General features: G+C 53.5%; 18 protein-coding genes. 16 read left to right on the top strand and 2 right to left on the bottom strand.

Annotated elements, in window-relative coordinates; all coding sequences use genetic code 11:
* Positions 1-571: 571 nt before the first annotated feature.
* The 14 genes from FMR86_RS04720 (at position 572) to FMR86_RS04655 (ending at position 17,578) form a co-directional block, all read left to right on the top strand.
* On the top strand, positions 572-1,591 hold the full coding sequence (locus tag FMR86_RS04720; protein WP_163349933.1) for a molybdopterin-binding protein: 1,020 nt from the start codon (positions 572-574) through the stop codon (positions 1,589-1,591).
* A gap of 69 nt (positions 1,592-1,660) precedes the next feature.
* Positions 1,661-4,378: a molybdopterin-dependent aldehyde oxidoreductase gene (locus FMR86_RS04715; RefSeq protein ID WP_163349932.1), complete on the top strand. Its 2,718-nt coding sequence runs from the start codon at positions 1,661-1,663 to the stop codon at positions 4,376-4,378.
* A gap of 237 nt (positions 4,379-4,615) precedes the next feature.
* Positions 4,616-6,895 carry a pyridine nucleotide-disulfide oxidoreductase/dicluster-binding protein gene (locus FMR86_RS04710; protein WP_163349931.1) on the top strand — a complete coding sequence of 760 codons (2,280 nt, stop codon included), beginning with the start codon at positions 4,616-4,618 and terminating at the stop codon, positions 6,893-6,895.
* Positions 6,892-7,107, top strand: a complete 216-nt coding sequence (locus tag FMR86_RS04705) for a DVU_1557 family redox protein (protein ID WP_163349930.1) — start codon at positions 6,892-6,894, stop codon at positions 7,105-7,107. The genes FMR86_RS04710 and FMR86_RS04705 overlap by 4 nt, the downstream gene beginning before the upstream one ends.
* Positions 7,107-7,775: a DVU_1556 family methyltransferase gene (gene trsM / locus FMR86_RS04700; RefSeq protein WP_163349929.1), complete on the top strand. Its 669-nt coding sequence runs from the start codon at positions 7,107-7,109 to the stop codon at positions 7,773-7,775. The genes FMR86_RS04705 and trsM overlap by 1 nt, the downstream gene beginning before the upstream one ends.
* Positions 7,776-7,880: 105 nt before the next feature.
* Positions 7,881-8,345, top strand: a complete 465-nt coding sequence (locus FMR86_RS04695) for a DVU_1555 family C-GCAxxG-C-C protein (protein WP_163349928.1) — start codon at positions 7,881-7,883, stop codon at positions 8,343-8,345.
* Positions 8,335-9,684 (top strand): radical SAM (seleno)protein TrsS, encoded by a 1,350-nt coding sequence (gene trsS / locus FMR86_RS04690; RefSeq protein ID WP_163349927.1) that lies wholly within the window; start codon positions 8,335-8,337, stop codon positions 9,682-9,684. The genes FMR86_RS04695 and trsS overlap by 11 nt, the downstream gene beginning before the upstream one ends.
* On the top strand, positions 9,677-11,011 hold the full coding sequence (locus FMR86_RS04685; protein WP_163349926.1) for a DVU_1553 family AMP-dependent CoA ligase: 1,335 nt from the start codon (positions 9,677-9,679) through the stop codon (positions 11,009-11,011). Before trsS ends, FMR86_RS04685 begins: the two co-directional genes overlap by 8 nt.
* Entirely contained in the window at positions 11,008-12,045 is a 1,038-nt protein-coding gene (locus FMR86_RS04680) for an XdhC family aldehyde oxidoreductase maturation factor (protein ID WP_163349925.1), read from the top strand. Before FMR86_RS04685 ends, FMR86_RS04680 begins: the two co-directional genes overlap by 4 nt.
* Before the next feature lie 2 nt (positions 12,046-12,047).
* Positions 12,048-13,181 (top strand): DVU_1551 family NTP transferase, encoded by a 1,134-nt coding sequence (locus tag FMR86_RS04675; RefSeq protein WP_163349924.1) that lies wholly within the window; start codon positions 12,048-12,050, stop codon positions 13,179-13,181.
* Complete coding sequence (locus FMR86_RS04670; RefSeq protein WP_163349923.1) at positions 13,178-13,798, top strand: histidine phosphatase family protein; 621 nt, start codon at positions 13,178-13,180, stop codon at positions 13,796-13,798. The genes FMR86_RS04675 and FMR86_RS04670 overlap by 4 nt, the downstream gene beginning before the upstream one ends.
* 100 nt (positions 13,799-13,898) lie before the next feature.
* Complete coding sequence (locus FMR86_RS04665; RefSeq protein ID WP_163349922.1) at positions 13,899-15,041, top strand: iron-containing alcohol dehydrogenase; 1,143 nt, start codon at positions 13,899-13,901, stop codon at positions 15,039-15,041.
* On the top strand, positions 15,041-16,231 hold the full coding sequence (locus FMR86_RS04660) for a nitrogen regulation protein NR(II) (RefSeq protein WP_163349921.1): 1,191 nt from the start codon (positions 15,041-15,043) through the stop codon (positions 16,229-16,231). Before FMR86_RS04665 ends, FMR86_RS04660 begins: the two co-directional genes overlap by 1 nt.
* 3 nt (positions 16,232-16,234) lie before the next feature.
* Positions 16,235-17,578 carry a sigma-54 dependent transcriptional regulator gene (locus FMR86_RS04655; protein ID WP_163349920.1) on the top strand — a complete coding sequence of 448 codons (1,344 nt, stop codon included), beginning with the start codon at positions 16,235-16,237 and terminating at the stop codon, positions 17,576-17,578.
* Between the two features lie 151 nt (positions 17,579-17,729).
* Here FMR86_RS04655 and FMR86_RS04650 read toward each other — a convergent pair whose 3' ends face one another.
* On the bottom strand, positions 17,730-18,104 hold the full coding sequence (locus tag FMR86_RS04650; protein ID WP_163349919.1) for a helix-turn-helix domain-containing protein: 375 nt from the start codon (positions 18,102-18,104) through the stop codon (positions 17,730-17,732).
* Positions 18,061-18,357 (bottom strand): type II toxin-antitoxin system RelE/ParE family toxin, encoded by a 297-nt coding sequence (locus FMR86_RS04645; protein WP_163349918.1) that lies wholly within the window; start codon positions 18,355-18,357, stop codon positions 18,061-18,063. The genes FMR86_RS04650 and FMR86_RS04645 overlap by 44 nt, the downstream gene beginning before the upstream one ends.
* Before the next feature lie 204 nt (positions 18,358-18,561).
* Between FMR86_RS04645 and FMR86_RS04640 the strand changes: the two genes are divergently transcribed.
* Together FMR86_RS04640 and FMR86_RS04635 are read left to right on the top strand one after the other, a co-directional pair.
* Positions 18,562-19,107 carry a TlpA disulfide reductase family protein gene (locus FMR86_RS04640; RefSeq protein WP_163349917.1) on the top strand — a complete coding sequence of 182 codons (546 nt, stop codon included), beginning with the start codon at positions 18,562-18,564 and terminating at the stop codon, positions 19,105-19,107.
* Positions 19,108-19,117: 10 nt separating this feature from the next.
* Positions 19,118-19,705 (top strand): peroxiredoxin, encoded by a 588-nt coding sequence (locus FMR86_RS04635; protein WP_163349916.1) that lies wholly within the window; start codon positions 19,118-19,120, stop codon positions 19,703-19,705.
* Positions 19,706-20,047 lie beyond the last annotated feature (342 nt).

Here is a 20,047-nt window from a genome sequence, read left to right as displayed (position 1 = left end):
AAACCCCAATATGACCGTTGCAGTTCCGCACAAACCCTTATCCAGCCTTGCATAGCGCGGTTTCCATTCTGCACAGTCTGCTTCTGACACACATCCGCATGACAACTGTCCCATAATGACACACTCCCGACACAATCAGCTTTTTATGCGAACTTTCACATGTTAAACCTGAAATTATAGCAGACAAATAAAAACCTGTAAAAAAAAATTTAAAAATATTGATCCAGTCTTAAAAATCATCTTTTCACCAAACCACCGTTTTCATTAACTATGTCATTTTGGACCTAATTTTGCTTTAAGATTTACTCAGTTGAGGTGGATTCTGCACATCCCTTGCCCGTCAAGGGCTGCAGAAGCTTGTCCAAAAAGGAACGATACCAAACCGCCAATATATTGGGGTTACTTGACTTATTATTCCCACTTGGACATATAAAACCCAAAATCATAATGATTTTTTAAAAGCATTTCCGCGCTGATCTATTATCTTTAATTATGTCTTTTTTGATATACTCAACAAGGACTTTGCGGAAATTGAAGAAAGCGAACCTATTTCACTCCGGAGCCTTATTTCATGATGAAAACTGTTCCTGTTCAGGATGCCATCGGCAATGTCCTCTGCCAAGATATGACCCGCATCGTCCCCGGCGAATTCAAAGGCCCCGCCTTTAAAAAAGGCCACATCATCACCCCGGATGATATTCCGGTGCTTCTGGAGATCGGCAAGGAACACGTCTACATCCTGACCCTTGAAGAAGGCCAGCTGCATGAAAACGATGCCGCCAGACGCATTGCCAAAGCAACTGCCGGTCCGGGAATCACCCTCACCGACATCAGTGAAGGACGCATCAACATGGTTGCCTCCCCCGGTCTGCTCTGCATCAATGTGGAGGCTTTAAACCGTATCAACTCCATTGACGAAGTTGTGGTGGCCACCCTGCACAATGGAATACAGATTACTGAATCCCGCGAAGTGGCCGGAACCCGCGTAGTTCCGCTGGTTATTGATGAGAGTAAAATAGAACAGGTTGAGGAAATCTGTCGCGACTGCGGTCCCATCGTCAGTGTGAAGCCTTTCCGCAATCTCAAAGTGGGCCTCATCACCACCGGAAGCGAAGTCTACCATGGCCGGATCAAGGACAAATTCGGTCCGGTAATCCGCAAAAAATTTTCCCAGCTTAATTCGGAAGTCATGGGTCAGACCTTTGTCAGCGATGACCCCGACATGACCAGCACCGCGATCCTCAAAGCAATTGATGACGGAGCGCAGATGGTGGTGGTCACCGGCGGTATGAGCGTCGACCCCGACGACCAGACCCCGGCATCCATCCGGGCCACAGGTGCTGAAATAGTCACCTACGGCTCCCCCACCTTTCCCGGAGTAATGTTCATGCTCGGTTACCTGAACGGTGTACCCATCGTCGGTCTTCCGGGCTGTGTCATGTACTACCGGGCCAGCATTTTCGACCTTATAGTTCCGCGGATTGTGGCCGGCGAACGCCCCACCCGCGCTGAAATCGCCGAATTGGGCCACGGCGGTTTCTGTGCCGGTTGCGACACCTGCCGCTACCCGCTGTGTTCTTTCGGTAAATAGAGGATAGTTCGACGTCCTTCCCGGACGCCTGCTAATACAAAAAAGCAGTAATTCAAGGAGGTTCTTTCCATGATCAAACGGACTCTGAAAGTTAACGGCGTTGAGAAATTCATCATCTGCGAAAATGATGAAACCCTCGCCAATGTTCTGCGTGAAAAACTCGGTCTGCTCAGCGTAAAGATCGGTTGCGGAACCGGACAGTGCGGTAGCTGCTCCGTTATTATAGACGGCAAGCTCAAACGCACCTGCGCCCTGAAAATGAAACGTGTTGAAGATTTCACCGAAATCCTCACCACCGAAGGTATCGGTACCCCCACCGAACTGCACCCCATCCAGCTCGCATGGATTGCCCACGGCGGCGCACAGTGCGGTTTCTGTACCCCCGGTTTTGTTGTCTCCACCTACGCCCTGCTCCTTGCCAATCCCAAACCGACCCGCGCAGACATCCGTGACTGGTTCCAGAAGAACCGCAACGCCTGCCGCTGCACCGGTTACAAACCCTTGGTTGACGCAGTGCAGGACGCAGCAGCAGTAATGCGCGGCGACATGTCCGAAGACGATCTGCTCTTCAAGATGCCTGCTGACCAGCGCATCTGGGGTTCCAAATATCCCCGCCCCACCGCAGTGGCAAAAGTCACCGGTACTCTGGACTACGGTGCAGACCTCGGCCTGAAGCTGCCCGAAGGTTCCCTCAATTGCGCCCTTGTACAGGCTGAAGTTTCCCACGCCAACATCATCTCCATCGACACCAGCGCAGCTGAAGCCATGGAAGGCGTTGAAAAAGTCGTTACCTACAAGGATATCAAAGGTAAAAACCGCATCACCGGTCTGATCACCTTCCCCACCAACAAAGGTGACGGTTGGGATCGTCCTATCCTTAACGACGAAAAAGTCTTCCAGTACGGTGACGCCATCGCTATCGTCTGCGCTACTTCTGAAAAAATCGCAAAAGAAGCAGCCAAGCTGGTTAAAGTAGAACTGGAACAGCTTCCCGAATACATGAACGCCCCTGCCGCCATGGCAGAAGACGCCATGGAAATTCACCCCGGCACCCCCAACGTTTATTTTGAACAGAAGATCGTCAAGGGCGAAGAAACCGCTCCGATCATGGACAAAGCCGACGTTGTTCTTGAAGGTTCCTACTATGTGCAGCGTCAGCCGCATATGCCCATCGAGCCGGACGTAGGTTTTGCTTTCCTTGATGATGACGGCAAGCTCAACATCCACTCCAAGTCCATCGGCCTGCACCTGCACGCAGCCATGATCGCTCCGGGCTTAGGCGTTGAACTCGAAAACCTGATCATGGTCCAGAACTATGCAGGCGGTACTTTCGGTTACAAGTTCTCCCCCACCATGGAAGCACTGGTCGGCGCAGCCTGCCTCGCAACCGGCAAGCCTGTTTTCCTGAACTACACTTGGGAACAGCAGCAGCAGTACACCGGTAAACGTTCTCCCTTCTTCACCGACATCCGCCTTGCCGCAAGCAAAGACGGCGACCTGCTCGGTATGGAAACCGACTGGACCTGCGACCACGGTCCCTACTCCGAATTCGGTGACCTGCTGACCCTGCGCGGTGCCCAGTTCATCGGTTCCGGTTACAAACTGGAAAATATCCGCGGCCTCGGTAAAACCGTCTGCACCAACCATGCATGGGGTTCCGCTTTCCGCGGTTACGGCGCACCTGAAACCGAATTCGGCTACGAAGTCATGATGGACGAACTGGCTGAAAAAATCGGCATGGATCCCTTCGATCTGCGCGAAAAGAACGTCTACCGCCCCGGCGACACCACTCCCACCGGCTGCCAGCCTGAAGTCTACTGCATGGAAGACATCTTCAAGGCCGGCCGTCCCAAGTATGAAGAGATGAAAAAGTGGGCTGCTGAAGCAGCTGCCGAAGGCTGCAAACGCGGCATCGGTATCGCAGTAGGTATCTACGGTTCCGGCCTTGACGGACCTGACACCGCTGAATCCGCAATCGAACTGAACAAAGACGGTTCCGTAACCCTCTTCAACTGCTGGCACGACCACGGTCAGGGTGCGGATATCGGTTGTCTGGGTACCGCCCACGAAGCCCTGCGTCCCCTCGGCCTCGCTCCCGAGCAGATCCATCTGGTCATGAACGACACCCGCAACTGCCCCAACGGCGGTCCCGCAGGTGGTAGCCGCTCTCAGGTTGTTATCGGTAACGCAATTATCGCCGCCTGCCGCAACCTCATGGACGCCATGCGCAAGTCTGACAACTCTTACATGAGCTACGACGAAATGGTCGCAGCGGGTAAAGAGCTCCGTTACGACGGTAAATGGTCCGCTCCGGCCACCGATTGTGATGAAAACGGTCAGGGTTCACCCTTTGCCTGCTACATGTACGGTCTGTTCATGTCCGGCGTAGAAGTTGAAATCGCTACCGGTAAAGTTCAGGTTGAAAAGATGAAGCTCATCGCAGACATCGGTAAGATCAACAACAAACTCGCTGTTGACGGCCAGATGTACGGCGGTCTCGCTCAGGGTGTCGGCCTCGCACTTACCGAGGACTTCGAAGACATCAAGAAGCACGCCACCATGGTCGGTGCAGGCTTCCCCTACATCAAGCAGATCCCCGATGATATCGAACTGGTGTACGTTGAGACCGAACGTCCCAACGGTTCCCACGGCGCATCCGGTGTCGGTGAGCTTCCGCTGACCACCCCGCATGCTTCCATCATCAACGCAATCTACAACGCCTGCGGCGCACGCGTAACCCATCTCCCGGCTCGCCCCGAGAAGGTTCTCGCTGCCATGAAAGGCTAATTAGTTGAATGTAAGCCCGGATTCTGGTTTGATACCGGAGTCCGGGCTTTTTTTGCCTCCGGCGGCTCTACCGAGAGTCCCTCCGGGGGCCAAAGAACCCTTTTGATTCGCCACTTCCTGTGGCTCACCCCTTCGGGGCGTTGCCTTACAGGAAACGTCCAAATCCGCTTTCCTGCGGATTTGTGGAAAAAGGGTTCTCTGGACTCTCCCAAAACCTTTCAATAGGGCTTCGCCGTTATGGATCAAAAAAATCTTCGTGATTGGGAAGCGCGGTGTACTCAGGAAGAGCCGCCTAAGTGTAAAGCTCGTTGTCCGCTGCATGTAGACGGGCGCGAGTTTTGTCGTTTTCTTCAGGCAGGACAAGTGGATAAAGCATGGGCTGTGCTCTGCAAAACCATGCCCTTTCCTGCGGTCACTGCCAGAATCTGCGGCGGGGACTGTCAAAACGACTGTCTGCGCGCCCAGAGGGGCGGCGGCATTGAACTGGCTTCACTGGAACGGTTCGCTGCCGAGAACGCCAAACGCACTCCCATAATCCGGGCTTTGCCGCCAAAAGGAAGAAACATCGCGGTCTTCGGTGCTCACCTTTCCGGGCTGACCGCCGCATGGGACCTCGGCAAGAAAGGTTTTACCGTCATTGTCTTTTGTGAAAACAAAATGCAGGGTCTCGGTCATCTCCCGGCAGAGCTGGTCAGCAATGAAATTATTGAAAAAGAACTGGCCCAGCTCGGCAAAATGAACGTTTCCTTTGCAGAGCACGGCAAGCCAGATGCGCAGACGATCATGGCCGCCAGCAAAAGCTTCGATGCTATTTTTATTGATCCTCTGATCTTCAACGCCACCCAGTTCGGCCTAAGTCAGGTGGACCCCGCCACCTTGGAGACCAGCATTGATTTTCTATTCGCCTCCCCGGATGTAAGCGGTAAATCAATCACCGAACTCATCGCAGTAGGCCGCAAGGGAGCTCTTTCCATTGAACGCAAGCTCCAGAACGCCTCACTCACTGCCGGACGGGACCGCGAAGCACCGTTTGAGACAAAGCTTTTCACTAATATCAGCAAGGTGGCAACGGTTGATCCTGTTGCTGTTCCAGACGGAGGCTATTCTTTGGAACAGGCCCGCGAGGAAGCATCGCGCTGTCTGCTCTGCGAGTGCATGGAATGCGTGAACAACTGTGTTTATCTGCAGGAATTCAAGAGCTACCCCAAGGCTTACGCCCGCCAGATTTACAACAACGCCTCCATCGTCATGGGCACACGCATGGCCAACACCATGATCAACTCCTGCATGCTCTGCGGACTCTGCGAACAGGTCTGCCCTGAAAATTTCGCCATGCAGGACATTGTCCTCGAAGCCCGGCAGGATCTGGTTGAAAAAGGACACATGCCGCCCTCGGCCCATGAATTCGCCTTCCGCGACATGGATTTTGCCGATTCTTCCGTCTGTGCGCTGGCCAGACACCAACCCGGCACAGAGAGCAGCAGACAGTTTTTCTTCCCCGGCTGCCAGCTCAGCGCATCCGACCCCGGAGCCATTGAACGCACCTACGCGCACCTCTGTTCCGTGCTGGACGGCGGAACAGGACTGCTGCTGCGCTGCTGCGGCGCGCCAGCGGACTGGGCCGGACAAAAAGATATGTTCGGACGTAAAATGGAATCCCTGAAACGGGACTGGGAGTCCCTCGGCCGTCCGCAGATTATCGCCGCCTGCCCCTCCTGCATGGAGAGCCTGCAAAAAGGATTGCCGGAAGCGGATGTTATTTCCCTGTGGACAGTTCTGGGGTCTGAACTTGGACAGCTGTCCCAACACCCGGAACTGGAACTGCTTTCCTTACAGGACCCCTGTTCCGCACGCAGCAATCACGATTTGATGAATGATGTCCGTATGCTGCTCAGCGGACTGGACATCACCTTTGAAGAGCCGGAACTTTCCGGCTCCCAGACCGAATGCTGCGGTTTCGGCGGACTGCTCAGCAATGCCAACCAGCCGCTTTCCCGCAAGGCCGCAGAGCATCGGGCTGAAAAACTGGACCATGACGGAGTGACCTACTGCGCCATGTGCCGCGACATGCTTGCCAAAGCCGGAAAACGGTGCATGCATTTTCTGGATATAATTTTTCCTGACGGCAACGAAGATCCCGCCGGACGCATTGCCCCCGGCTATTCCGCCCGGCGCGAAAACAGGGTCCGCTTAAAGGAAAACCTGCTCCGCCAGACCTGGAACGAGCAGCCCGAACCACGCCACGATTACGAATCCGTGGCAGTGGAGTTCACTGAGGAAGCCCGGACCATGATGGAGGAACGGCGTATCCTTTTATCGGACATCCAAAAAACACTGCATGCGGTGCAGGATTCAGCGCAAGTGTTGGAAAACACAGAGACCGGACACAAGCTGATACAGTTCCGCCCGGTAACAGTCACCTACTGGGTGGAGTATGAAATGAAAGGCGGGAGCTATCTTGTCCACCGGGTCTGGTCTCATAGAATGAGAGTTCTGGGAGTAGGAGGTAATTCATGAGTACCTTAAAAGTTCTGGATGAAGATTTTTCCTCGTGGAAATGCGCGACCTGCAATAAACCGCTGAACCCTTCTCCGGTGGAACTGGAATATCTGGACAGCCGCTTCAATGTGGAACTGCCCGCCTGCCCGGATTGCGGATTTGTGCTTATTCCCGAAGAACTGGCTTTAGGAAAAATGGCCGAGGTGGAACGGATGCTGGAGGATAAATAATGACCGGGACCCCGCTCTGGGAAAAATCCATCCTGCGTGATGCCGCCGGAAACACCCTGCGTCCCGGAGGTTTCACCCTCACCGACCGGGCCGTTACCCTGACCGGACTTCCCGTAGACGCACGGGTTCTGGATGTGGGTTGCGGACTGGGCGCAACAGTGGAATACCTGCGCGCTCAGCACGGCCTGAACGCCTGCGGCATGGACTATTCCCCGCGCCAGCTTGCCGAAGCCCCGGCAGACCTGCCACTGACCCGTGCGGACGGCTCTTCTCTCCCCTTTGCGGATTCCAGTTTTGACGCAATCTTCTGCGAATGCGTACTCTCGTTGCTGCCGGACAAGGAGCAGACCATCAGCGAATTCAAACGGGTGCTGAAGGAAAACGGCAAGCTGATCATCAGCGACCTATATCAAAGAGGAAAAGGACAACACGGCACCGGACAAATCCAATGCCTTGACGGATCATGTGCCAATTCACCGCTCTATCTGGGGCGCATCGAACAAATTTTAAAAGAAAACTCCATGCATATAGCCGCCATCGAAGACTATTCCCGGCTGCTGGTGGAACTGGCCGCCAAACTGGTCTTCGCCGGGGAAAATATCCCCTCGCGCGGGCAGAATTGCTGCGAACGCCCAGGCTATATGCTGATGATTGCAACTCAAGACTAACTCCCTAATATAACATGGCGAAGCCCTAATAAAAGTTTTTGGGATTCTTAAACCCTTTTTACAAAAAGGGTTTAAGGCCCCCGGCAGGGCCGCCGGAGGCACCACATGACCGATACAGATCTTAGAATAATGCAATTAAACGGCGCAGGTTATTGCTGCGCCCAGATCATGATCATCCTCTGCCTTGATAACCTGCAGCAGGAAAACCCGGACCTTGTGCGCGCAGCACAGGGCCTTTGCATGGGCATGGGCGACTGTGCCGGGACCTGCGGTATTTTAAGCGGCGGACTCTGCGCGCTGGGACTTTACGCAGGCAAGGGCACGGACGTGGAGACATCCGAAGACAATTATCCACTGCTGGTGGAAAGCTTCCGGGAATGGTTCAAAAAACGGGTTACGACAGATTTCGGCGGCATAGCCTGCAGCGACATTCTGGACGGTGAATGCGGACAGCCAAGGGCGGACCGCTGCGGAGTGCTGCTGGGCGAAGCTTATGCGCAACTAGTGAATATTTTACTTGAAAACGGTTATGACCCGGCTGTGGGAAGGGATGATTCCGATGGATATTAGCTTTGATGTTGTGGAAACAGAGTCCCTCTGCCCGGTCTGTTTAGAAAAGATTCCCGCCCGCCGCGTCACGGAAAATGGCGAAAGCCGCATTGTAAAAGAATGCCCTGAACACGGAAAATTCAGCACTCCTTTCTGGCGCGGTGAACCTGCTGTTTCCGGCTGGTCGCGCCCGAAGATTCCTTCCGCTCCTCCGGTGATGGATACGGCGGAGAGCAAAGGCTGCCCCTTTGATTGCGGCCTCTGCCCGGACCATAACCAGCACACCTGCACCACACTGGTGGAAATCACATGGCGTTGCGATCTGAAATGCAAGGTCTGCTTTGCCTCGGCAGGCCAGAAAGTCCCGGCTGATCCCACTGTACCGGAACTGGACAAACTGCTGCAGAAAGTGCGGGCCACAGCCGGACCATGTAATTTACAGCTTTCCGGCGGCGAACCTGCTGTGCGTGATGATCTGCCGCGCATTGCCGAACTGGCCAAAAAACACGATTTTCCTTTTGTGCAGGTTAATACCAACGGGGTGCGTGTGGCCCGCGAACACGGCCTTGCCAAACGCTGGGCAGCGGGCGGTGTGGATTCCGCCTTCCTGCAATTCGACGGAACCCGTGACAATATTTACAAAACCATTCGCGGTCGTGCACTGCTGGAAGAAAAGATCAAGGCAATTGAGAACCTCACTGCGGCGGGGATCGGGGTGGTGCTGGTGCCGACGATTGTTCCCGGTGTGAACGATGATGACATCGGGGAAATCCTGAAACTGGCTGTTTCATATGCTCCGGGCGTGCGCGGGGTGCATTTTCAGCCGGTCAGTTACTTTGGACGCTACCCCGCCCCGCCTTCAGACGATATGCGCATCACCCTGCCGGAAATCATGACCGCACTGGAAGAGCAGAGCGAACACCTTGTGCACCGTGACGACTTTATGCCTCCGGGATGCGAACATTCCCTGTGTTCCTTCCACGCCAATTATCTAGTTATGGAAGACGGCAGCCTGAAAAAACTTTCTGCAAAAAAGGAAGGCTGCTGTACCCCGAAGCCTGCATCCGAAGGCGCGGATAAATCCAAGGCTTTTGTGCGCCGCCAGTGGGCCGCACCGGAAGAAACCTGCGACTGCAAAAAGCCGCAGGACGACCTTGATCGCTTCTTGAGCCGGGCCAAAACACACATTCTCGCCATTTCCGGAATGGCATTTCAGGACGCATGGACCCTTGACCTTGACCGCTTAAAAGGGTGTTGTATCCATGTGGCTGCTCCGGACGGCAGGCTGATTCCGTTTTGCGCCTACAATCTCACCGCCATGGACGGCTCCACCTTGTACAGGAGGATGATTGATGACTGAACACCCGCTGGGTAAATGGCTCAATCTGCGCATGGGCCGTGCTCCCGATCTGCAACCCGTATCAATACGCGAACTTCAGGAATGGCAGTTTGATTCCCTGCGCCGGACCTTGTTTCAGGCTGTTAAGAACTGCCCCTTTTACCATGAACGGCTGGCCGGAATGCAAACCGGGGCCGTACACTCCCCTGCGGACCTCGCAAAGCTGCCTTTCACCACTGCCGATGACCTGCGCGCAAATCCCGACAGTTTCCTCTGCGTTTCGCAGGATGAAATCGCGCGGGCCGTGACCCTCGCCAGTTCCGGCTCCAGCGGTCCGCCCAAACGGCTGTTTTTCACTGCCGGGGACCTTGAACGGACCATAGATTTTTTTCATTACGGAATGGCCCCCATGCTTAAGGAGGGGGAAACCATTCTGGCAATCCTGCCCGATTCCCGGCCCGGCGGGGTCGGCTCCCTTTTTGCGGAATCCATTTCCCGGCTGGGCGGGGAAACCGTTCTTCCGGTCAACCCGTCCTACATCAGCACCCTGCTCAACCTGCTGCTCGATAATCACGCCAGCTGCATCTTAGGTCCGGCCATCCAGATTCATGCACTGGCCCGGCTGCTGGAAAGCAAGAACATCGTCATCAACCATGTGCGCTCGGTACTGCTTTGCTGGGATGTGTTGCCGCAAGCCAGTATGCAGACTATTTCACGGGTCTTCGGCTGCGAGGTCTTCTCCCACTGGGGCATGACTGAGACCTGCCTCGGCGGAGGTGTGGACTGCCACGGTGGATCGGGCATGCATCTGCGTGAACCGGATTTCTATGTGGAAATCATCAACCCGGCCACTGAAGAGCCGATCCCGGACGGCCATAAGGGCGAAATTGTGATCAGCACCCTTTCCCGGCGGGCCATGCCGTTAATACGCTACCGTACCGGGGATGTGGGCTGCATCATGCCTGATGAATGCTCCTGCGGGCTGCCCCTGCGCAGACTGGGTGCGGTGGAAGGACGGCTCGGTGACGGCATTATACTGCCCGGAGGAAGCAGGCTCGATCTTAATGAGCTGAACAACGTCATTCTGCCCCACAAGGCTGTCCTTGATTTCACCGTTGAATATCAACCGGAAACAATGCAACTGTCCCTTAAGCTGGACGTGCTGCCGGACACAAAACCGGGACCGGAAATCAAAAAACAGCTGCTGAGCTACCATAAAATCAAACAGGCATGTGATAACCACAATTTGAATTTATCAGTCAGACTTGCTAATCAGGACGGAACCATCCACTCCGGTTTCGGAAAACGCTCCATAACAATCAAACCGCTACAGGCCGGTACTCTATGAAAAAACTCATTTCCAATCTCTGCTCCCAGCTTGAATCCGGCAACGACCTTATTCTGACCTCCATTGTAAAAAGCTCCGGTTCCACTCCCCGTTCTTCGGGCAGCAAAATGGTGGTCATGCGTGACGGATCTATTGACGGGACCATCGGCGGTGGACTGGTGGAGGCACTGGTCCAGAAAGAAGCGGCCAAAATCTTTACTGAAACCGCAAATTCCGTATACTTCCGCGAATTCGACCTCTCCAACGAACTGGCCGCCAATGCGGACATGATCTGCGGCGGACATGTGGAGGTAATGCTTGAACATCTTCCTGCAAACGAGGAAACAATCGCGGTCTTTTCTGCGATCAACAAAGCTTTACGTCAGGGCAAACATGCCGTCCTGTTCACGGCTTCTGAAAACGGACTTATTAAAGAAAGGCAGGCCGTGCGGCCCTGCTGCCAGTTGCCAAAGCTGCAATTTGCCGAAGAAAAAACAGCGACTGACCAGCTTGAAGCAGCCATAAAATCCGGTACCCCGGTAATGAAAGAACAGGGTGATACGCTGCTTACCACCGAAGCCTTCATCCCCCAGCCGGATCTATTTATTTTCGGAGCCGGACATGTTTCCCGGCCCACAGCGGAGCTGGCCCACTCAGTCAATTTCCGCACCGTGGTCCTAGATGACCGCACGGACTTCGCCAATGAGGAAAGATTTCCGCAGGCAGCTGAAATCCATGTGCTTGATGATTTCAAGGATTGCTTTGCCGGACTGGAAGTCAACGGAAATTCATACATTATTATCGTCACCAGAGGACATCTGCATGACAAGACCGTACTGGGGCAGGCTCTTGAAACGCCTGCCCGCTATGTTGGCATGATCGGCAGTTCAAAAAAACGCAACGCCATCTACGATGCCCTGCGCGAAGAGGGAACCGCGCAGGAACAGATAGACCGTTGCCACTGCCCCATCGGGCTTTCAATAGGAGCCCAGACACCGGAAGAAATAGCAGTATCAATTGTAGGGGAACTGATCCAGAAACGTGCCGGGGGTTGAGCATGAAAATTTATGGACTGATTCTGGCGGCGGGTTTTTCCTCACGTATGGGCAAGCTGAAAGCCCTGCTGCCTCTGGACGGCTGTACCGTGCTTTCGCGCTGCATCCGTTCGCTGGTTAACGGCGGAGCCTCTGATATCTTCGTGGTTACCGGACATATGGCGGAGCAGGTCGGTGCGGAAGCCAAAACACTGGGCATGCATGAAATTTTCAACCCGGACTATGAGCAGGGCATGTTCTCCTCTGTACAGGCCGGGGTGCAGGGGCTGCCCGATGATGCATCCGCCTTTCTGGTCCTTCCGGTGGATATTCCGCTGGTGCGTTCTTCCACCATCCGAGCCCTGACCTTTGATTACTCATCTGCCCCCGCAAAAATCATCTACCCCTGCTTTCGCGGCGAACGGGGCCACCCCCCGCTGATCAGTGCCGAACTTATCCCCGAGATCATCGCCCATGACGGCAGCGGCGGCTTACGCACGGTCCTTGAACGGTACGACAGTGAGGCCCGAGAACTGAACATGCCGGACCTCGGCATCCTGCGCGACCTGGACACTCCCGAAGATTACGAACAGGCCCGGCTTATTTCCCGGCGGAGGGTTCCCCTGCCTGAAGAATGCGAGGCCCTCTGGGAACTGGCCGACACCCCGCTGCAGACCCGTGAGCACTGTAAAACCGTAGCTGAAGCGGCCTGTCTCATGGCCGAAGCCCTGAACAGGACCCGCAAACAGCAACCGCTGGACCTTAATGTGGTCAAATGCGCGGCCCTGATGCACGATGTGGCCAAGCTCAAACGCAACCACGAAGCCGCAGGCGCAGCTATTCTCGCGGGTTACGGATTTTCCGGTATCGCCGACATTGTGGCCGCCCATCGGGATACGGACATCAAGCCCGACTCCCCGCTCACCGAGCAGGAAATCGTCTTTCTGGCTGATAAACTTTTTCAGGGCACCAATCCGGTCTCCCTGGACCAGCGTTACGGCAAAACCCTTGAACGCTGGAAGGACGACCCCGAAGCTGTGGCCGCCATTACCGGAAGGCTGGCCCGGGCCAAGGACCTGCTGGCCCGTTATGAGCAGGAAGCCTGTATCAGCGTACCCGAACAACTCTCCTCGCTGGCCGCCAAGGAACTGGTATGATCATACTCATCCGCCACGGGGAAATAGAAGGCGCCAAAGGTCGCGCAGTGGGTCAGATTGACCTGCCCCTCTCAGAAAAAGGACTGATCCAATCTGCGCAACTAGCTGAATCTTTAGCATCTTTCCGCCCCTCGCATATCTATTGCAGTCCCCTGAGCAGAACGGTGCAGACCGCATCATTCATTGAAAAGCAGTGCGGAATGGAAGCTGTCCACGTTCCTGAAATCAAGGAAATCAGCCTCGGTAATTGGGAAGGACAAAGCTTCAGCGATATCAAATCCAGCAATCCCGAGGAGTTTACACAGCGGGGTGCTGATCTGGCCGGATTCCGCCCACGGGGAGGAGAGAGCTTCAACGACCTGAAAAAACGGGTCGCTGATTTCCTCAGAGAACTTGATGAAGAAGGCCCGCTCATGACGGTGACCCATGCCGGGGTGATCAGGACCGTGCTGCATATTGTACTCGGTTTTCCGCTGGATAATATTTTCAGGATGAAACCGGATTACTGCCATGCCACTGTGATTGAACGAAAAAAGGGCGGGTTCCTGCTGAAGGCATACAACCTGCCTCCCGAACCGGGGCTGGGCAGACATCTAAGCCGGTTGATGCCGGATTAAGGTCGGTTCCCCTGCCCTTGACTTATTTTGCATACGGACAGACAATAAAATAATGCAATAATTATATGACGATACACATAATTCTAAGCAGGGGTAATATATGCAGGTAACCAAATTCGCCATCCCGGAAGTTATTTTCGGCAACGGCAGCATCAACTATCTGGCCTCATGCGCACAGCGGCTGGGAGCCAAACGGGTCCTGCTGGTCAGCGACAAGGGATTGGAAGAATCCGGCTGGGTAAAAATCATCCTCGACCTGCTGAGTGCCGCAAATCTGGACTGCGTGTATTTCGACGGACTGACCGCCAACCCGCGGGCCTGCCAGATTCAGCAGGGTGCCAAGCTCTACCACGACCACAAGGCCGATGTTATCATCGGACTGGGCGGAGGCAGCCCCATTGACGCCTCCAAGGGCATTGCCACCATCGTGAGCAACGGCGGGGAAATCCACGATTACGAGGGAGCCAACCGCATCAGCCGCCCGCTGCCGCCAATGATCCTGATCCCCACAACCGCCGGAAGCGGGTCTGACGTATCTCAATACGCCATCATCACCGACAAACAGCGCAAAGTAAAAATGGCCATCATCAGCCGTTCGCTGGTGCCCAATATTTCCATCATCGACCCCGACCTGCTGATCACCAAACCACGGGAACTGATCCTTGCTTCAGCAGTGGACGCACTGGCCCATGCCATTGAATCCTATGTCTCACGGCTGGCCTCCCCATTTACGGAATCGCAGGCCCTGACCGCCATCAGGCTCATTGCCGGAAACATCAAGACCGCAGCCAACTCCAAGGACGCAGAGGCCCTGAAAAATCTTTCCATTGCCAGCACCGCAGCGGGCATGTCTTTCAGCAATGCGGGCCTCGGGGTCGGCCATTCACTGGCCCACTCCCTTGGCGGACGCTATGATGTGACCCACGGATTGACCCTGCCCATTCTGCTTCCTTCGGTGGTCCGCTTCAATAAACATTGTGCGGAACGGAAAATGGAAACCATCGCCCGGACCATCAACGAAAGCTGCCCGGCCCCGGCCAAGCAGAAAAAACACGATTTAAGCGAAATCCTGCAATCCATGTTTTTGGAACTGGGCATCCCCATGCGTTTACGGGAAATTGTCCCGAACAACGAACAAATGGAAGAAATCTGCCGTCTGGCGGCCAAGGATGCCTGCACAGTGACCAACCCCCGGGAAGCGGACTGTGAAGACCTCATGTCAATCTGTGCGGAGGCGTGGTAATGGCTAATAAAACATCACTCCACGACCTCATCGGCATTGAACACCACAAGCTGAACTTCTTTCAGGATCTCCAGAAAAACATCAAGGAACTGAAGGATACCAACCGCGAGTCCGAAGACCAGCGTTGCGAAATCGCGGCCATCCTCGACGGCATTACTGATGTAATGATGGTCCTTTCCGAGGATCTGGAAATCATCTCCGTAAACCGTATTTTTGAAAAACTGTTTCCCGGAATCAATCCCATCGGCAAGAAGTGCTACGCCCTGTTCCGAGACAGTGACCACCCCTGCCCGGAATGCCCGGCCTTTAAATCACTATCCACCAACTCAGTCTGCAAGGACACCGCCATCTTCCGCATTGAAGGCAAAAACCTGCGCTTTGACATGGTCGCTTCACCGCTTAAAACACCCGGAACAGAGGAAGACCGCATCCTGATTTTCAAACGGGATGTGACCATGGAAAAAGAATATCAGGCAAAATTTTATCAGGCGGAGAAAATGGCCACCATCGGGGTGCTGGCCGCAGGTGTGGCCCATGAAATCAACAACCCCATGGCCGCAGTAGCCGGATTTGCCGAAGGCATCCAGCGCAGGCTGACCCGGCTGGATGACAAAATTCCCGACGATCTGGCCGAAGATCTCTATGACTACACGAACACCATCCTCAAGGAGTGTCTGCGCTGTCAGGACATTGTTAAAACCCTGCTTTCATTCAGCCGCCCGGTGGCCTCGGAATTCATTCCCGTGGACATGAATCAGGTGGCCGAAGATACCCTGCGTCTGCTGGACCACCAGTTCCGCCGCTACCAGCATGTCCGGCTGGAAGTAAAACTGACCTCACCCATGCAATTCATACTCGGTAACGAGGCCCAGTTGAAACAGGTAATCCTCAACCTGCTGACCAACGCGGTGGACGCCATCGAGCACAACGGCAGAATCAGCATTGAAACATTCATTGAAAACGAACATGTGGGACTGAAAGTCAGCGATTCCGGTTACGGCATTCCCGAAGAAAACCGGGATATGCTCTTTGAACCGTTCTTCACCACCAAGCAGGTGGGCAAGGGAATCGGCATCGGTTTATCCACCTGTTTTAACATAGTAAGAGAACACAGCGGCGAAATCATTGTGGACAGTGAAGTGGGCAAAGGTTCCAGCTTTACTGTACTTTTCCCCCTGCAAAGAGATTAGAGAATGCCTGAATCATACAAAGTGCTTGTTGTAGACGACGAAAAATCAATCCTCAAACTGCTCAGCAAAGAGCTGGCCAGTCCGGAACGGATTGTCCAGACCGCAGACTGCGCCAAGAGCGCGCGGGAAATGGTCCGCAAGGAGCGTTATGAAGTTATCGTCTCCGACATTCGCTTACCGGACGGGGACGGACTTGAACTGCTCACCGAATTCAAAGACATGGAACCGGATGTGGAAGTGATCCTGATCACCGGGCACGGCAACATCGATAACGCCGTGGAAGCGATCCGCATCGGGGCCTACGATTACATTACCAAACCTTTCCGCCTTGACCGGGTGGAACTGGTGGTGGACCGGGCATGGCAGAGGGTCTGCCTGACCCGTGAAAACCGCAGCTACCGCCATTCCCAGCAATGCGATACCGCAAGCTCACAGCTCATCGGCAGTTCAACGCCCATCAAACAGATCCGCCACCTGATCAACAAAGTCGCGCCCACCAATGTCCCGGTGCTGATCACCGGGGAATCCGGGGCCGGTAAAGATGTTGTGGCCCATTCCATACACTGCGCCAGCCAGCGCGCAGGCAAGCCCATGATTGTTAAAAACTGCGCCACCCTGCAAAAAGAACTTTCGCGCAGTGAGCTTTTCGGACACACTAAAGGTTCCTTCACCGGGGCCACGGAAAACTGCGACGGGCTGATGACCTTTGCCCATACCGGGACCCTGTTCCTTGATGAAATCGGGGAACTGCCCATGGAAGTTCAGGCGTCACTCTTACGCGTGCTGGAATCGCACACCTTCCGCCGCGTGGGCGAAAAAGACGAACGCACCGTGGACATCCGCTTCCTTTTCGCCACCAACCGCAACCTCGCCAAAGAGGTTGAGGAAGGCCGCTTTCACGAAGCACTTTTCCACCGCATCAACGTCTTCAACATCAGCCTGCCGGAACTCAATGACCGCCGCGAGGATGTGCCCCTGCTCATAGATTTCTTCATCAACAAGCTCGGCTTCCAGATGGGGCAGGGCGAATACACCATCAGCGAACGGGCCATGCAGTGCATGCTCTCCTACCACTGGCCGGGCAACGTCCGCGAACTGCGCAACGTGCTGGAACGCAGCATCATCCTGGCCGACAACAACACCATCACCTGCGCCTGTCTGCCCAAGGAAATCGCCGACCAGCCCGAACGGGAAGGCGAGGGAGGAATCCTCTCGCTGGAACGCATGGAGCGCGAACACATCATCAAGGCTTTGGATTTCTTTAACGGAAACAGGCAGAAGGCCGCACAGGCTCTGGGCATCGGACGCAAGACCCTTTACCGCAAGATTGACAAGTACGGGTTGTAGCGGAAAGATTTAAATAGGAAATTTAAAACCGCCCTGTGGGAACATGGGGCGGTTTTGTTTTGGCAAATCTAACAAGAACTACGCTAATCGATATAGAACTGGTTAGAACTATTTAGGTCGTAGTAGGTTTGGTTAGATCCTGTTAGTTTTTTTACAAAAAATGCTTGTACGAAACATTCAAAGCTTCGCCCAGCTTCTTAGCCATCTCAATAGTAATATTACGCACTCCGCGTTCCATCTCGGAAATATTATTTTTATGAATTCCGGTGGCAGCGGAAAGCTGGGCCTGAGTCATATCTTCACGGAAACGCGCACCGCGCAGCAGGTCGCCCGGTGTGACATCGGGGAAGGCTTCATCCACGGTAACAATCTCTTCGCCCTCATCATTAAATTCCTGCACATCAAGACCTGCCAAGGCCCAGAAGGATTTGGAGGCTTCAATAAATTTTGCGGCCTGAGATGCAGGCACTTTTATACAAAAATCAACCGAATCTTTTGTAGTTGACCTTCTCGTGAGTTCCAACATATTTGACCTCCATTATCTGGATTGAATCATCTTTTACCACCCAAACCGCCACATAGCGCGGTTTGCCTTTATTCAAATGACAGTGGTACACACCGTCCATCCCCTTGAGCTTTCCATAATTGGGCCAGCCTGCCTGCTGCGGCCCTTGGACTTTCAGGTTTGCATTGAGCAGAAAAAACGCCTGCTGCACGGGCTTCGGTAGTTTTTTGATCCGTTTTTGCAGCTTTGTTGCAATATTTACTGTCCAGCTCATGCCCAAAAGATAACCAGTGAATGGTTATCAGTCAACTATCAAGGTTTAGCAAACATCCAAGCACATCGGCTCACAAAGCAGATTTAGACCTCCCTCAATTCCATACCATTTCAGTGCCAAACCAACCCCAGCAGTACTCCGGCTGGACTTCCTCCCCCATTCAGGCAGGATATATTGTCCATAAACTCCCGAGGAGGACCAAATATGCGCAAAATCTGTTTTGTTTTAATAATCCTTTCATTGTTTTTAAGTTCAGTTACTTACGCCAATCCTCTCCAGCCCGGAGACAGTTTCCCGGACATTAAACTGGAAGGCAAGCTTAGTGCTGAACACGAAAAATATCTGGGACTGAGCGGTGCCGGGCCTTGGAATATTCAGGATATTAATGCCGACTACATTATTATAGAAGTCTACAGCATGTACTGCCCGCACTGCCAGAAAGAGGCCCCGGCAGTGAACTCATTCTGCAACCTGCTCAACAAATCCGAAAAATGTGCTGATGTGAAATTTTTCGGGCTTGCCGCGGGGAACTCAGAATTTGAGGTGGACTTTTACAGAAAAAAATTTTCCGTGGAGTTCCCTTTGTTCACAGATACGGATTTAGACCTGCATTCGGATTTAGGGGCACCCGGCACCCCGCATTTTTTCATGCTTAAAAAGGAAGGCAAAAAATTCAAGGTCATCCTCTCCCATGCCGGCCCCTTTGAATCAGCCGAAAAATTCCTGAAAGCAATCAAAGACAAGCTTTAGGAGAATAGAAATGAAACGAATAATTCTCTGTACCGCCGCCCTTTTCCTGCTCTCCAGTGTGAGTGTGCAAGCAAAAGTTGCCGAAGAGCAGATATATAAACAGGAAAGACTCAAGCCCGTGGACAGCAAGCTCAAAGTCAAAGTCGGAGAAAAAGCACCGGACTTCACCCTGCCCTCCACGTCCGGTAAAAGAATCAGCCTCTCGGACTACCGGGGCAAAAAAAATGTGGTCATCTCATTTGTGCCTGCAGCGTTCACCCCCATCTGCTCCGACCAATGGCCGGGTTACAATATCGCCCGTGAACTCTTTGAAATGCATGATGCAATCATACTCGGCATCACTACCGATAACGTCCCTTCGCTGCATGCGTGGACTTCCCAGATGGGTGACGGCGGAGTCTGGTTTCCGGTGCTCTCGGACTTCAACCCCCACGGGGAGGCGGCAGGCACATATGGTGTCCTTAGACCGGAAGGAATCAGCGAACGGGCAATTATCATTGTCGATAAAAATGGGATGCTCCGTTACATTGACGTACACGATATAAACAAACGACCGGACCTCGGAGGAATCATAAAGGGACTTGAAAAATTGAACTGAGTGCCAAAACGAAAAGAATGAATTAAAGCCGTTCCGTTAATTCGGGACGGCTTTTTATTTTCTTCAATGCAAAACAAAACTTTTTAGCCTAACACAAACAGCAACAACACACAAAGAAAACAACTTGATCATACAATCAACTAACAATAACCATAAAATTTAATGCAGAAAACAACCTTCAGCGCATTTATTTAATCTTCATATATGCTCAACCAAGCACAAGTGCCATCTGACACACAGCACTACATCGCTGGTCCATAATGACACACCCCCCTTTCACCCCCCGCAATGTAACACTTTTGTCACTCTTGTTCTATTTTTCACATTGAAATAACCAATTTC

The sequence above is a fragment of the Desulfovibrio sp. JC010 genome (genome assembly GCF_010470675.1).
Lineage (GTDB): Bacteria > Desulfobacterota > Desulfovibrionia > Desulfovibrionales > Desulfovibrionaceae > Maridesulfovibrio.
Note: the sequence above shows the minus strand (reverse complement) of the source record. Positions and strands in the feature narration are given on the sequence as shown.

Coding starts and splice junctions, on each gene's coding strand:
- FMR86_RS04720 (WP_163349933.1), top strand. CDS start 572: ATGATGAAAACTGTTCCTGTTCAGGATGCCATCGGCAATGTCCTCTGC.
- FMR86_RS04715 (WP_163349932.1), top strand. CDS start 1,661: ATGATCAAACGGACTCTGAAAGTTAACGGCGTTGAGAAATTCATCATC.
- FMR86_RS04710 (WP_163349931.1), top strand. CDS start 4,616: ATGGATCAAAAAAATCTTCGTGATTGGGAAGCGCGGTGTACTCAGGAA.
- FMR86_RS04705 (WP_163349930.1), top strand. CDS start 6,892: ATGAGTACCTTAAAAGTTCTGGATGAAGATTTTTCCTCGTGGAAATGC.
- trsM (WP_163349929.1), top strand. CDS start 7,107: ATGACCGGGACCCCGCTCTGGGAAAAATCCATCCTGCGTGATGCCGCC.
- FMR86_RS04695 (WP_163349928.1), top strand. CDS start 7,881: ATGACCGATACAGATCTTAGAATAATGCAATTAAACGGCGCAGGTTAT.
- trsS (WP_163349927.1), top strand. CDS start 8,335: ATGGATATTAGCTTTGATGTTGTGGAAACAGAGTCCCTCTGCCCGGTC.
- FMR86_RS04685 (WP_163349926.1), top strand. CDS start 9,677: ATGACTGAACACCCGCTGGGTAAATGGCTCAATCTGCGCATGGGCCGT.
- FMR86_RS04680 (WP_163349925.1), top strand. CDS start 11,008: ATGAAAAAACTCATTTCCAATCTCTGCTCCCAGCTTGAATCCGGCAAC.
- FMR86_RS04675 (WP_163349924.1), top strand. CDS start 12,048: ATGAAAATTTATGGACTGATTCTGGCGGCGGGTTTTTCCTCACGTATG.
- FMR86_RS04670 (WP_163349923.1), top strand. CDS start 13,178: ATGATCATACTCATCCGCCACGGGGAAATAGAAGGCGCCAAAGGTCGC.
- FMR86_RS04665 (WP_163349922.1), top strand. CDS start 13,899: ATGCAGGTAACCAAATTCGCCATCCCGGAAGTTATTTTCGGCAACGGC.
- FMR86_RS04660 (WP_163349921.1), top strand. CDS start 15,041: ATGGCTAATAAAACATCACTCCACGACCTCATCGGCATTGAACACCAC.
- FMR86_RS04655 (WP_163349920.1), top strand. CDS start 16,235: ATGCCTGAATCATACAAAGTGCTTGTTGTAGACGACGAAAAATCAATC.
- FMR86_RS04650 (WP_163349919.1), bottom strand. CDS start 18,104: ATGTTGGAACTCACGAGAAGGTCAACTACAAAAGATTCGGTTGATTTT.
- FMR86_RS04645 (WP_163349918.1), bottom strand. CDS start 18,357: ATGAGCTGGACAGTAAATATTGCAACAAAGCTGCAAAAACGGATCAAA.
- FMR86_RS04640 (WP_163349917.1), top strand. CDS start 18,562: ATGCGCAAAATCTGTTTTGTTTTAATAATCCTTTCATTGTTTTTAAGT.
- FMR86_RS04635 (WP_163349916.1), top strand. CDS start 19,118: ATGAAACGAATAATTCTCTGTACCGCCGCCCTTTTCCTGCTCTCCAGT.